The sequence below is a fragment of the Stenotrophomonas sp. YJH_SMC_131 genome, assembly GCF_059367975.1.
This window is the reverse complement of the sequence record NZ_JCAFRJ010000001.1, coordinates 142,530-156,097: the sequence shown is the minus strand read 5'-3', so window position 1 is coordinate 156,097 and position 13,568 is coordinate 142,530. Positions and strand designations below refer to the sequence as shown.

At 67.7% G+C, this 13,568-nt stretch carries 9 protein-coding genes; 4 read left to right on the top strand and 5 right to left on the bottom strand.

Annotated features, from left to right (window positions below; translation table 11 throughout):
* Positions 1–397: 397 nt before the first annotated feature.
* The 4 genes from AC5P56_RS00635 to AC5P56_RS00620 all read right to left on the bottom strand — a co-directional run bounded on the left by AC5P56_RS00635 (position 398) and on the right by AC5P56_RS00620 (position 6,231).
* Positions 398–2,695 carry a TonB-dependent receptor gene (locus tag AC5P56_RS00635; protein WP_495231388.1) on the bottom strand — a complete coding sequence of 766 codons (2,298 nt, stop codon included), beginning with the start codon at positions 2,693–2,695 and terminating at the stop codon, positions 398–400.
* 227 nt (positions 2,696–2,922) lie between these two features.
* Entirely contained in the window at positions 2,923–3,663 is a 741-nt protein-coding gene (gene phbB / locus AC5P56_RS00630; protein WP_005419193.1) for an acetoacetyl-CoA reductase, read from the bottom strand.
* 24 nt (positions 3,664–3,687) lie between these two features.
* Positions 3,688–5,016, bottom strand: a complete 1,329-nt coding sequence (locus tag AC5P56_RS00625) for a CitMHS family transporter (RefSeq protein ID WP_005419191.1) — start codon at positions 5,014–5,016, stop codon at positions 3,688–3,690.
* A 75-nt stretch (positions 5,017–5,091) separates the two neighbouring features.
* Entirely contained in the window at positions 5,092–6,231 is a 1,140-nt protein-coding gene (locus tag AC5P56_RS00620) for an OprO/OprP family phosphate-selective porin (protein WP_134809276.1), read from the bottom strand.
* Positions 6,232–6,473: 242 nt separating this feature from the next.
* Here AC5P56_RS00620 and AC5P56_RS00615 point away from each other — a divergent pair, with 242 nt between their 5' ends.
* From AC5P56_RS00615 to AC5P56_RS00600, 4 genes are read left to right on the top strand one after another with little or no spacing between them, the layout of a single operon-like run.
* Positions 6,474–7,163, top strand: a complete 690-nt coding sequence (locus tag AC5P56_RS00615) for a response regulator (protein WP_495231387.1) — start codon at positions 6,474–6,476, stop codon at positions 7,161–7,163.
* On the top strand, positions 7,156–8,547 hold the full coding sequence (locus AC5P56_RS00610) for a sensor histidine kinase (protein WP_014648362.1): 1,392 nt from the start codon (positions 7,156–7,158) through the stop codon (positions 8,545–8,547). Before AC5P56_RS00615 ends, AC5P56_RS00610 begins: the two co-directional genes overlap by 8 nt.
* The gene (locus AC5P56_RS00605) at positions 8,544–9,599 is read left to right on the top strand and encodes an ABC transporter substrate-binding protein (protein ID WP_227864218.1); all 1,056 of its coding nucleotides are present in this window, start codon (positions 8,544–8,546) and stop codon (positions 9,597–9,599) included. The genes AC5P56_RS00610 and AC5P56_RS00605 overlap by 4 nt, the downstream gene beginning before the upstream one ends.
* Positions 9,600–9,627: 28 nt before the next feature.
* Positions 9,628–10,278: a response regulator gene (locus AC5P56_RS00600; RefSeq protein ID WP_014648360.1), complete on the top strand. Its 651-nt coding sequence runs from the start codon at positions 9,628–9,630 to the stop codon at positions 10,276–10,278.
* 637 nt (positions 10,279–10,915) lie between these two features.
* Here AC5P56_RS00600 and AC5P56_RS00595 read toward each other — a convergent pair.
* A complete protein-coding gene (locus tag AC5P56_RS00595; protein WP_049408085.1) occupies positions 10,916–13,558 on the bottom strand; it encodes a hybrid sensor histidine kinase/response regulator in 2,643 nt (880 codons plus the stop codon).
* Positions 13,559–13,568 lie beyond the last annotated feature (10 nt).

The window sequence follows — 13,568 nt, the reverse complement described above, 5'->3', positions numbered from 1 at the left end:
GGAGGAGGCGGGGCACCCTGGTCAGGACACGCAAAAGCCCCTCCATGGTGCTCGATGGCGCCATCCATGGCGCCAACGGTCCTGACCAGGGTGCCCCGCCTCCTCCAGACAATTTCCTGCGGGCGCGGCAGCAGGTCCACCAGAGGGATTGCGTTTGAGAAGTTTGAAAAGCAAAGCGCCGGGCAATGCCCGGCTCTTTGCTTTTGCTCTTGCTTTCCATTGCCTCCGCGCCGGCGCTGGGAATTGTCGAGCGCGGGTAGGCAGGCCCATGCAGGACCGTTGGCGCCATGGATGGCGCCATCGAGCCCCCAAGGACGGGTTTACGGCGTGTCCTGCATGGGCCTGCCTACCTGCGCCATGCAGGCACACTCAATGCGCCGCAGCGCCCGCTTCTGACCTAGAACTCCGCCGCCACCGTCATGAACAGCTGCCGCGGTGCGCTCGCATGGATCGCATAGCGCGTGCCCTTCGGATCAGTCGGTGCGAACGAACTCAGCTGGCCGGCGTAGCGCTTGTTGGTCAGGTTGGTCGCGTTCAACGACACCCGCACGTTGCGCAGGCCCAGGCCCGGGCCGAAATCGTAGCCCGCACCGGCGTCGAAGGTGGTCACGCCCGGCACCGACTGGTCGTTGGTGTAGGTGTAGTAGCGCTTGCCGGTGTACTTCGCACGCAGGCTGGCGAAGAAGCCGTCGCGGTTCCAGCTGATCTCGCTGGAGGCCATGCGCTGCGGCGTATCCACCGTGATCTTGCCGGCCACCGGAACGATCGCACCGCCCGAGGTGTAGTCATCCTCGTAGGTGGTCTTGTTCCAGGACAGCGCGTTGTACCACTGCAGGCCATCAATCGGCTTGAGGATGAAGGTCAGTTCCGCACCATGGCTCTTCACCGAACCGACATTGATGAAGCGCGTCACGCACTCCGGGCGCGTGCCGACTTCGATGCTCGAACACGGGTTCAGCGACAGCAGGCGGTTGTCGAACTTGACGTTGTATGCAGCGATCGAGGCCTGGTACTTCTCACCGAAAGTGCGGAAGCCGGCTTCCAGGCTCTTGGACTTCTCCGGCTCCAGCCCGGCGCTGGCCGCGAACGATTCCGGCGACACCTGCAGCGGGCCGCCGCTGCCACCGCCGACGAAGGCGGCGATGTTCTCGGCGTAGGAGGCGAACAGCTCGTTGTTGGCGTTGAGCTTGAAGCCCAGGCCTACCTGCGGCAGCACCGATTCCTTGGCGGTCAGTGTGCCCGACGCAATGCGGGTTTCAACGCCGGGCTGCGCGGTGGCGCGCATGCGGGTGTTGGGGCTCTTGATGCCCACGTCCACGGTCAGGCGCTGGTCCAGGAAGCGCATGCGGTCCTGCACGTAGAACTGGCGCGTGCGGATGTCGAAGTCCTGGTTGAACAGCAAGCGGTCGGGGTTCTTCAGGTACAGGTCGTCCAGGAACGGGCCGCTGATGTAGTAGAAGTTGCGCGACACGTTATGGTCGTTCTGCTCGTACCACAGGCCGGCTTCCAGCTCGTGGATGCCCACCGTCCACAACAGCGCGGCGGTCAGGCCATCGCGGTTGATCGTGTAGTTGGTGCTGCGGATCGAGATCGGCAGCATCCTGTCGGTACCCGGGTAGGACGGCTGGCCCGGTGCCCACCAGTGGCCCTGGCCACGGTTGTCGTGGTGGTAGGCCAGCAGCTTCAGGCGGCCCTGCTCGCCCAGGCGCAGGTCGGCATCGACCGAGTACAGGTTGTCGTCGCGCAGCGCACGGCTCTGATAGTACGCATCGTCGATGCTGTTGACGCCGCCGCTGAACTTGCAGCGCGCCTTGTTGTAGGTGCCAGGCGCGCAGTACGCGGCGGCGACGGCGCGATCCCAGTCCGGCGCGTAGATGTTCCAGTCATACCCCAGTCCGCGTGCCAGCATGTCCTTGGACAGGTAGGCATAGTTGGCCTGGCTGGCGCGCGAGGTCGCCACGAACGCACCGAAACGGTGGTCGCCAACGTTCCACACTGCCTTGGCATTGAACTGGCGGGTGGTCTGGTTCTGGTACGGCGCGGCCCACATGTCCTGGTCCTGGTGCACGCCGGACACATAGGCCGAGAAGCCGTTGAGGTCTCCGGTGTCCACGCGCAGGTAGCCGCGGCGCTGGTGGTTGTCGCCGACGGTGACGCTGGCGCGGCCACCGAATTCGGTGGACGGATCCATCGAGAAATACTGGATGGTGCCGCCCAGGTTGCTGGTCGAGGCCACGCCCAGCGAACCAATGCCCTGCGACAGTTCGGCGCCGGCCAGGTTCTCGGCGATGATCGCGCGGGCGATGCTCAGGCCGTTGTAATTGCCGTAGCTGTTGTCGCCCAGCGGGATGCCGTCCAGCGTGTAGCCCAGGCGGCTCTTGTCGAAGCCACGCAGGCTGATGGTCTGCGATTCCTCGTTGGCGCCAAAGGCATCGTTGGACTGCACCGACACGCCCGGAAGGCGATCGAGGATCTTCTGGCCACTGGTGCCCGGCGGCAGCACCTGCTTCTCCACGGCAGTGATGCGCTGCACCTGGCGGGTCTCGCCCTGACCGATCACGGAGACGGTATCCAGCGTCTGCGCGCTCAGCGCGGCATCGGTGCTGGCGCCGGTATCGGCGGTGGTGGCGGCATGGGCGCTGGCGGCGGCGGAGAGCACGATCGCTACGGCGATCGTCAGGTGTCGGGTCTGCATGGTGGTCCGTTGCATGGGGGGTGATCACCGGCACGCGTGCGCGGTGCAGGGCCACTATGCGAACGGAACATGAAACCTTCTTTACGGAAAACCAACGAATGGTGCAGGGCACCCGCGCAGGTCCCGCAGCCGGATGAAAAAGGGGCCGGATTCCCTTCGCAAGCAAAGGTTCACCGGCCCCGCGCACTCCGTGGGGGAGGCGGTCCACGCGCAGCGTGGAGACTGGCTTACCCCATGTACAGGCCACCGTTGACCGGATAGTCGGCGCCGGTCACGTACGAGGCTTCATCCGAGGCCAGCCAAGCGCACAGGCCGGCCACTTCCTCGGGGCGACCCAGGCGGCGCACCGGCACCGAGGCCGCCAGCCGGTCCAGTACATCCGGCGGGAAGCTGCTGATCGCCTGGCTGGCGATGTAGCCCGGCGAAAGCGTGTTGACGGTGACGCCGCGCGAAGCCACTTCGGCGGCCAGCGCACGGCTGAAGCCATGCATCGCGGCCTTGGCGGTGGCGTAGTTCACCTGGCCGATCTGGCCCTTGTGGGCGCTGACCGAGCCGATGTTGATGATGCGGCCCCAGCCCCGCGTGGCCATGCCGTCGACCACCTGCTTGGTCAGGTTGAACAGCGCATTGAGGTTGGAGGCGATCACCGCGTTCCAGTCCTCCACCGTCATCTGCCGGAACAGCAGGTCGCGGCTGCCGCCGGAGTTGTTGACCAGTACATCGACCTCACCCACTTCGGCGCGGACCTTGGCGAACGCGGCGCTGGTCGAGGCCCAGTCGGTCGCGTTGCCTTCGGAGGCGATGAAGTCGAAGCCCTGTTCGCGCTGCTCGCGCAGCCAGTTGGCCTTGCGCGGCGAGTTCGGCGCGCAGCCGGCAACCACGGTGTGGCCGCTGCGGGCCAGGCTCTGGCAGATGGCAGTGCCGACACTGCCCATTCCACTGGTGACGTAAGCGATTCGAAGCGTCATTGCAGAAGGCTCCTTGGCAAAGGGTCAGGCGGCGAGGGGATACAGGCCGAACAGCAGGCTGCCGATCATCAGCAGCATCGAGATGGCGATGGCCCACTTCAGGGTGAACTTCTGGTGGTCGGCGAATTCGACCTTGGCCAGGCCCACCAGCAGGTAGGTGGACGGCACCAGCGGGCTGAGCAGGTGCACCGGCTGGCCAGCCAGCGAGGCGCGCGCCATTTCCACCGGAGTGATGCCGTAGTTGCCGGCGGCCTCGGACAGGATCGGCAGCACGCCGAAGTAGAACGCGTCGTTGGACATGAAGAAGGTGAACGGCATCGACGCCACCGCGGTGATCACCGCCAGGTACGGGCCCCACGACTCCGGAATCACCGCCAGGAAGCTGTGCGACATCGCTTCGACCATGCCGGTGTTGTTGAGGATGCCGGTGAAGATGCCTGCGGCGAAGATCAGCGACACCACCGACAGCACGTTGCCGGCGTGGTTGACCACGCGGCGGCGCTGCTCGGCCAGGTTTGGGTAGTTGATCACCAGGGCGATGGCGAAGCCGACCATGAACAGCACCGGCATCGGCAGCACGCCGATGATCAGCGCGGTCATCAGCGCCACGGTCAGGGCCAGGTTCACCCACAGCAGCTTCGGCCGCTTGATGTCCTCGGCGTCTTCCACGGTCGGCAGCGGATTGCTGTCATCCGATACGCTGTTGTCCATCCAGCTGCCGCCCTTGGGCAGGGTCACCACGCCGAGGCGACGGCGTTCCTTCAAGCCCAGGTACCAGGCCAGCAGCAGCACGCCGGCACAGGCGATCACCATCGACGGGATCAGCGGCACGAACACATCGGCCGGGTCCACGTGCAGCGCAGTGGCCGCGCGTGCGGTCGGGCCGCCCCACGGGGTCAGGTTCATCACGCCGCCGGCGAGGATGGTCACGCAGGTCATGTTCAGCGCGTTCATGCCCAGCCGCTGGTACAGCGGCAGCATCGCCGAGACGGTGATCATGTAGGTGGTCGAACCGTCGCCATCGAGCGAGATCAGCATCGCCAGCACGGCGGTGCCAAGCACGATCTTCATCGGATCGCCCTTGACGAAGCGCAGGATCACCCGCACCAGTGGATCGAACAGGCCGGCATCGATCATCACCCCGAAGTAGAGGATGGCGAACATCAGCATCACGCCGGTCGGCGCGATCTTCTTGATGCCCTCCAGCATCATCTCGTCGATGCCGGCACCGAAGCCACCGATCAGCGCGAACAGGATGGGAATGGTGATCAGGGCGACGAGCGGCGACAGGCGCTTGCTCATGATCAAGTACATGAACGTAATGACCATGCCAAAGCCGAGGATGCTCAGCATCATCTGCGGACTCCTTGCGAAAACAGGACGTGGGGAGTGGAAGGGGCCGGGCGCCGCGCGCCCGGAATGTCAGGCCTAGAAGTCGTACTGCAGGCGGCCGGTGACCGCGCGGGTGCGGTCCACCGTGACCCCGGCCAGGCGGTCGCGGTTGCGGCTTTCGATCACGTTGAGCATGAAGCGCAGGTTGTCGCGCAGGTACCAGTTGCCGCCCAGCGTCCAGGCTTCGGTGCTGCCGCGGCGCAGGTCCGGCGCGCCGTCGAGGTGCTGCGCGCCCCACATCTGGTCGTAGCGCAGCGCCACTTCGAATGCACCGGCCTTGTGGCGGATGTCCTTCACCCGCGCGAAGCGTCCGGTCTTGCGGTCATAGGCGCGGCTTTCGCCGGTGACGAACCAGCTGAGCATGCCGTAGGCGGCCATCACGTCGCCGCGCTGGGCGCCGTCATCGAAGGTGGCGCCACTGAACTCGCCCTGCCACGACAGCGGGCCGCGCACCTGCGCGTATTCCAGCGACCACTTGTTGACGTCGGTATCGCGGCCGGCGGAGAAGTCGACCAGGGTCAGGCGGCTCTCGTCGGACAGGTGGCCGGCCGGGCGCGGACGGATGCGCAGGGCGGGCACGCCATTGGCGCCGGGGTTGTCGTACGCCTCGCGGGCCAGCGACAGGCCCAGGTGCAGCACGTCGCCGTCGCTGGGCGAGGGCGCCCAGGTGATGCGACCACCCGCCGCGCGACCCTTCACCTGCCAGGCGTCGATGCTCTCCAGGCTGTAGAGGCTGGCCGCCCAGGTGAAGTCGCCCGGGTTGGCCTGCCAGGACGCACCCAGGCGGTACAGCGGCGCCAGCGTGGTGCCGGCGTTGCCGCGCTCCAGGAAGCTGCCGTAGTTGGAGCTGGTACGGTCATCCAGCGAGAAATACTGCTTGAACTGGCCCACGGTCAGCTTGCCCGCCTTGCCGAAGCTGCGGGCCAGGTAGACATCCTTGGCCTCGACGCGGTCGCCGGAGAAGTCGGCTTCCAGCTTGTAGTCGACCACGAAGAACTTGCCGGACACATCGACCCATGCACGGCGGATCTCGGTGTCATCCTTGTTCGGCGTTCCGCGGTTGTCGTTGTCGAAGGTGGCGAAGTCCAGGTGCAGGCGGCCCCCCAGGGTGGCGGTGACCGGACGGTCGTCTTCGGCGGCGAAGGCCGGCACCGACAGGACAGCCAGCGCCATCATGGCGGCAGGACGCCGCCAGGCAAACGTGAATTCCACAAACCCTCCCAGGTGCGCGCCAGGCGCGCGGCAATCGTGGGCACCGGACGGTGCGCGGCCGCAGTCTGGGTCGGGCAAGCTGTCATCGTCCTGTCAACGGATTGTGCGGTGCAGCGAAAAGCAGGCCGCTGGGCTCGCCGTGCCGCGCCCGGCGAGCCCAGCGGCGGCATGCGGTAGCATTCGGTTCCCCTCCCACCCGTGTGCCCATGCGCCTGCTGCTGGTCGAAGACAATCCGGATCTGGCCGATGCGATCATCCGCCGGATGCGCCGCAGCGGGCACGCCGTGGACTGGCAGGCCGATGGCCTGGCCGCTGCCAGCGTGCTGCGCTACCAGAGCTTCGACCTGGTGGTGCTGGACATCGGCCTGCCCAAGCTCGATGGCCTGCGCGTGCTGGCCGGCATGCGCGAGCGCGGTGACAGCACGCCGGTGCTGATGCTGACCGCGCGTGACGGCATCGAAGATCGCGTGCAGGCGCTGGATGTGGGGGCCGACGACTACCTGGGCAAGCCGTTTGATTTCCGCGAGTTCGAAGCGCGCTGCCGCGTGCTGCTGCGGCGTGCGCGCGGCCAGGCCAGCGAAGTGGTGCAGATTGGCGGCTTCCAGTTCGACAACGCGGCGCACCGGGTCAGCCTCGACGGGGAGCCGATCGAACTGCCCAATCGCGAGTACCGCCTGCTGGAGATCCTGGTCGGCCGTCTTGGCCAGGTGGTCGGCAAGGTCGAGATCGGCAACGGCCTGTTTGGTTTCGATGACGAAGCGGGCCCGAATGCCATCGAGTTGTACGTTGGTCGCCTGAGAAAGAAGCTGGCGGGCGCGCCGCTGCGCATCACCACGGTGCGTGGCGTCGGTTACCTGCTGGAAGCCAGCGATACCCATGCCGACGCCGATGGCTGACACGCGTGCTGCGACTGCGGCGCCGGGTTCGCTGCGGCGCACGCTGCTGCTCTACCTCGGCGTGCTGCTGGCGGTGTTCGCGGTGGCCCTGCTGTTCGCCGCACGCGATTACGGCCAGCGCGCCGCCAACCGATCCTACGATCACCTGCTGGTGTCCTCGGCGCTGTCCATCGCCGATTCGGTGGCCCTGGTCGACGGCCAGTGGCAGGTCGATCTGCCCTATGCGGCGCTGGACCTGCTGGCGATGGCGCCGGAGGACCGCGTGTTCTACCGGGTGGCCGACAGCCGCGGCACGCTGATCACCGGCTACGGTGATCTGCCGACACCGCCGCGCAGGCCCGGTACCCAGCCGCAGCTGTTCGACGCCCCCTACAGCGGCGAAACCGTGCGCTTCGTGGTGGTCGGCCGCAGTTTCGCCGCGGCCTCCGCGCAGGGCGAGGTGCAGGTGCAGGTGGGCCAGACCCGGCGCGCGCGCGAAGCCGTTGCGCAGGACATGGTCAATCGTGCATTGCTGGCGATCGGTGTGTTGTCCGGGCTGCTGCTGGCGCTGGTGGCGTTCGGCGTGCATCGTGCGTTCCGGCCGCTGGTGCGGGTGGAGCGCGAGCTGTCGCGCCGCGAGCCGTCCGACCTGAAGCCGCTCGATGCCCGCGTGCCGCGCGAGATGGACCAGATGGTGGCCGCGTTGAACCGCTTCATGGAACGCCTGTCCAGCAGCAACGAGACACTGCGCGCGTTCATGGCCGAGGCCGCACATCAGATGCGCACGCCACTGGCGGCATTGCGAGCTCAGGCGCAGTTGGCGCTGGATGATGACGATCCGGAGGACATGCGACGCAGCCTGCAGGCGATCGAGCGCAACGCCACGCATATGAGCCGGCTGCTCAACCAGCTGCTCAGCGATGCCAGCGTGATCCATCGTTCGCACCTGCAACGCTTTGCGGCGGTGGATCTGGCCGAGACCGTGCACCAGGCGTTGCATGAAGCACTGCCGCAGGCAAGCCCTGCACCGCGCGTGCAACTGGCGATGACTGCCGAGCCGGTGCAGGTGCATGGCGACGCGCTGCTGCTGCGCGAGGCAATCAAGAACCTGGTCGACAACGCGTTGAAGTACGGCGGCGACGGCCCGTTGCAGATCGCGCTGACCGTGGAAAGCGGGCAGGCCGTGCTGACCATCGCCGACCATGGCGCAGGCATCGCGGCTGCCGATGCCGAACGCGTATTCGAGCGCTTCGCGCGTGGCGAAGGCGCGCCATCCGGCGGTGCCGGGCTGGGCCTGGCCATCGTCAAGCGGGTGGTCGACAGCCACGGCGGCCGCATCGACCTCAGCAACCGCCCGCAGGGCGGGCTGATCGCCACCATCCGCCTGCCACGGAGCAGTCCATGATCCGCCTGTTTGCCACGGCCGTTGCCCTGCTGCTGGCCCTGCCGGTGCTGGCGGCGCCCGGCGATGTGCGTCGTTTTCCCGCACAGGGGGCGGCCACCGCGCAGCTGCGCATTCACGGCACTACCGACATCGAAGTGTTCGCGGTGGTGATTGCCGATTACCAGCGGCTGCACCCGGGCACCGAGGTGGTGTACGAGGACATCATCACCCAGGACCTGTACGCGCGTTACCTGCACGACCGCGGTGGACCGGCATCGCCGGACCTGCTGATCTCCAGCGGCATGGACCTGCAGACCAAGCTGGTCAACGATGGCCACGCGCTGCCACATCGCTCGGCGCTGACCGCTGCGCTGCCAGCCTGGGCGCAGTGGCGCAACGAGGCCTTCGGCATCAGCTACGAGCCGGTGGTGATGGTCTACAACACCCGAGCACTGCCGTCGGCAAAGGTGCCGCACACGCGCCGCCAGCTGCTGGACCGGCTGCGTGCCGAAGGTGCACCGCTGCGCGGCAGGGTCGGCACCTATGACATCGAGCGCAGCAGTGTCGGCTACCTGCTGGCAACCCAGGATGCGCAGCGCGGCAGCATCGCCGGCGCGCTGCTGGGGGCGATCGGCGACAACGACGTGGTGCGCGAAGAGCGCACCGGCGTGCTGCTGGACAAGGTGGCCAGCGGCGAGCTGTCGCTGGTCTACAACGTGCTTGGTTCCTACGCGCAGGCACGTGTCGATGCCGGCGCGCCACTGGCCATCGTCGAGCCTGAGGACTACACGCTGGTGGTGCTGCGCACCGCGGTGATTCCGCGTACCGGCCCACACCCGGAAGAAGCGCGGCGCTTCCTCGACTACCTGCTGTCGCCCCGTGGCCAGCAGGTGCTGTCGCGCGAGGCGCGGCTGATGCCGATCGTGACCGGCAACGCACGTGGCGGCGATGCGCCCGGCCGCAGCCGGCGTCCGATCCAGCTCGGCCCGGGCCTGCTGGTGTACCTGGATGCGCTCAAGCGCCGCCAGTTCCTCGATGCCTGGCGCAGCAGCGTCGAGCCGGCGGGGCGCTGAGGCTCCGGCCTGCCCGTACAATGGCGGCATGAGCGAATACACCATCCTGATCGCCGACGACCACCCGCTGCTGCGTTCGGCGGTGGTGCAGTCCTTGCGGCAGAGCCTGCCGCTGGCGCAGGTGCGCGAGGTGGCCAGTGCCGATGCGCTGGCCGAGGCGCTCGACGCACAGCCGGACGTGGACTTGGTGCTGCTCGACCTGACCATGCCCGGCGCGCACGGTTTTTCCGCGCTGCTGCACGTGCGCGGCTCGCATCCGGACATCCCGGTGGTGATCCTTTCCTCCAACGACCATCCGCGGGTGATCCGCCGTGCCCAGCAGTTCGGCGCCGCCGGTTTCATCCCGAAGTCCGCGCCGGCCGAGACCATCGGCGAGGCCGTGCAGGCGGTGCTCGATGGTGGCCTGTGGTTCCCGGCGATGGCCGCCGAGCGTTCGGAGGCCGATGCACTACTGGCCAGCCGCCTGGCCCAGCTGACCCCGCAGCAGTTCCGCGTGCTGCTCTGCCTGGCCGACGGCCTCCTCAACAAGCAGATCGCCTACACCCTGGGGCTGGCCGAGAACACGGTGAAGGTGCACGTCACCGCCATCCTGAAGAAGCTCGAGTGCCACAGCCGCACACAGGCGGCGGTGCTGGTGAAGGCGCTGGAGCCCGAGGGCGACGCCGGCATCGGGCTGTAGTTTCCAGCCAACGGCGCAGCCCCTCGTGGGTGGACACGTAGAGCAGTTCATGGGTGAGGCCGGGCAGATGGACTGCACAGGGGCCGCTGCAAGTACATCCATGTAAGCTCGGTCGCCGCATCCATGCGGCTCACGCCCCTGCGCAGCCCACCTACCCGGCCACGGACAGGTTCCGTGCGCATCCACCCACGGAAGAGAAAAGAAGATCAAAAGCAAAGGCAGCCTGACAGGCCGCTTTTTGTAGAGCCGAGCCCACGCTCGGCTGCTTTCTGGCCGGTCCGTGAAGCCGAGCATGGGCTCGGCTCTACACGAGCAAGCGCAGCGCGCGACCCGCTTTTGATCTTATTTTCTTCTCCGTGGGTGCAGGCCACCGAAATCTGTCGGACGCCGGTCGGGTTGGGTGCGCGGGGGTGTCAGCCGCATGGGCCCGAGGCATGCCTCGGGCGGGTTGGGCAGGACGCCCAACCCGGGTCTTGCCGTGTGCGCAGGACAGCGCACACGAGCAAGCGGCTGCCAAGCCTCCAGGGACGGATTCACGGCGTCCCCCGCGTACCCAACCCGACCGGCCCACCCGCGGCTTCTGCTTTCCGCGACCACCCAGACACCACCCACGAGGGGCTGCGCCGTTGGCTGGAAACTACCCGCGATGGCGGATCAGCAACTGACTCATCAGTGCCCGCAGCGCCGGCGGCTTCACCGGCTTGGCCATCATCCCCCAGCCGCGTTCGGCGGCCATCTCACGCAATCCCGCATCGCGCTCGGCAGTAACCAGCACTACAGGCGGGCGGGCCTGCCACAATTCGGCCAATGTCTCGTACAGCACCGGCCCATGGTGATCGCCCATGCGCACATCCAGCAGCACCAGCTCCGGTACTGCGCCTGTTGCTGCCAGCTGCAGCGCCGCCTGTGGGCCATCGGCCAGCGCCACCTCGCAGCCCCAGCGCTCCAGCAGCGCGCGGCTGGCCGCGCACACGTGCGGATCGTCGTCGATCACCCACACCCGGCGACCGCGAAGCGGGTTGTCCGCCGCCGGTTCCTGCACCAGCACCGGCACGGGAGCAGTAGCGGGAATCGCGCTGGCTTCGCCGAACGGCACGCCCACCGCGAACACGCTGCCCTGGCCCAGCTGCGAGCGCAGCCGGATCGGATGCCCAAGCAGGCGGCCGATGCGATCGACGATGGCCAGGCCAAGGCCGGCGCCGCGCTGCTGGCCGTCGTGCAGGCGGCGGAACTCCTCGAAGATCTCGCCCTGCAATGCGTCGGGAATGCCGGGGCCCTGGTCGTGCACCTCGATCCACAGCATGCCTTCACGGCGACGGCAGCCGAGCAGCACGCGGCCGCGTTCGCTGTAGCGCAGCGCGTTGGACAGGAAGTTCTGCAGGATTCGGCGCAGCAGGGCTTCATCGCTGACCACCACCGCATCGGTATCGACCCAGTCGACCACCAGGCCACGCGACTGTGCGGCGATGCCGAATTCGCGCGCCAGCGTCTGCAGCAAAGGCCCGAGCCGGAACGCCTGCACTCGGGTCGGCAGGCTGCCGGATTCCAGGCGCGCGATATCCAGCAGGCTGTTGAGGATCGCATCCTGCGCGGCCAGCGCAGCATCGATGTGGTCCGCAGTCTGCTGCTGCGCCGGGTCGCCCAGCTTGCCGCGCAGCACCGAGACGAACATGCGCGCCGCGTTGAGCGGCTGCAGCAGGTCGTGCACGGCCGAGGCGACGAATCGCGTCTTGTAGCGGTTGGCCTGCTCGGCTTCGCGGCGTGCTTCTTCCAGGTCATGGGTGCGCTCGGCGATGCGGTGTTCCAGCGCATCGGCCAGCGAGCGCAGTTCGCGCGCGGCGTTCTTGTAGCTGGTGATGTCGGCATAGCTGGTGACGAAGCCGCCGTCGGGCAGCGGGTTGCCGCGGATTTCCAGCACGGTGCCATCGTCTTTTTCGCTTTCGCGCATGTGCGGGCGGCCGCTGCGCAGGTGGTTCAGGCGGCGCTCGATGGCTTCATCGACCGGGCCCGGACCAAGCAGGCCACGGCGTGCGTTGAAGCGGAACAGTTCCTCGATCGGCCGGCCGACGCGAACCAGGTCCTGCGGGAAGCGGAACAGTTCCAGATAGCGCGAATTCCACGCGACCAGGCGCAGTTCGCGGTCGATCACCACCACGCCCTGCGGCAGGTGTTCGAGGCTGCGGCTGAGGCCGCTGTCGGCATCGGTGGCGGCCTGCAGCAGGCCATCCTGCGCGGTACGCAGTTCCTGTGCATGCTGCTTGAGCAGGGTTTCCAGCTCGCGGCGGCTTCGCAGGCGATGCTTGGCCAGTCGCCGGCGCTGCTGCACGAACAGCACCAGGAAGCCCAGCGCCAGCCATGCAGCGCCACCGGTGAGTGCTGCGGCGCGGCCGGCGCCGGTGGCGGCACCGGCATCGTGCAGCAGGTGCAGGTTCCAGCCTTCGGCGGGCAGCGGCAGGCTCTGCCACAGCATCGGCTGCGGCAGCGCCGGGTCCAGCAGGCGCACCATGCGGCCGCCATCGGCCAGCACGTCTTCGGTGCGTGCGCGCAGGGGCTGCAATGCGCGGTCGGCGTACTGGCGGGCGTCCAGCATCTCGCGGCGCTCATCGGCCCCCAGCGGGCGCAGCAGCCGGTAGCGCCAGCTGTCCCGGTTGGCCAGGAACACCACGTCGTGGTCGTCGCTGGCCAGCACCACGTCCGGGCTGCTCAGCCATTCCTGCTCCAGCGCGGACAACTCGACCTTGATCACCACCACGCCCAGCCGCTTGCCGTCTTCTTCGATGGCCTGCGAAAGGTAATAGCCGGGCACGCCGGTGGTCATGCCGATGCCGTAGAAGCGGCCACGGCCCTGCGCCAGCGCCTGGCGGTAGTAGGGGCGGTAGCTGTAGTTCTCGCCGACATTGGTGGTCGGCTGGTCCCAGTTGCTGGCCGCCACCGCCACACCGTCGTGGCCGACCAGGGTCAGGGTCGAGGCACGGGTGACTTCGTTGGCGCGTTGCAGCTTGAGGTTCAGCCGCTGCCGTTCGCTGGGCGAGGGCGGCACGCGCAGTGCATGCAGCAGATCCGGGTCAAGTGCCAGCACCTGCGGCAAGGTGCCGAAGCGGTCGATGCGCTGTTGCAGGCCCTGGCCATACAGCTGCAGCTGGCGTTGCACCTGGCTGCTTTCCTCGCCGAGCGCGCGCCGCCAGGCGTAATGACCGGCGGCGACCGCGCACAGCACGGTACCGCCGACCATCACCAGCAGGGTCAGCAACAGCATCCGGTGGCGGCTGAGCCAGTACATGGCGGCAGTC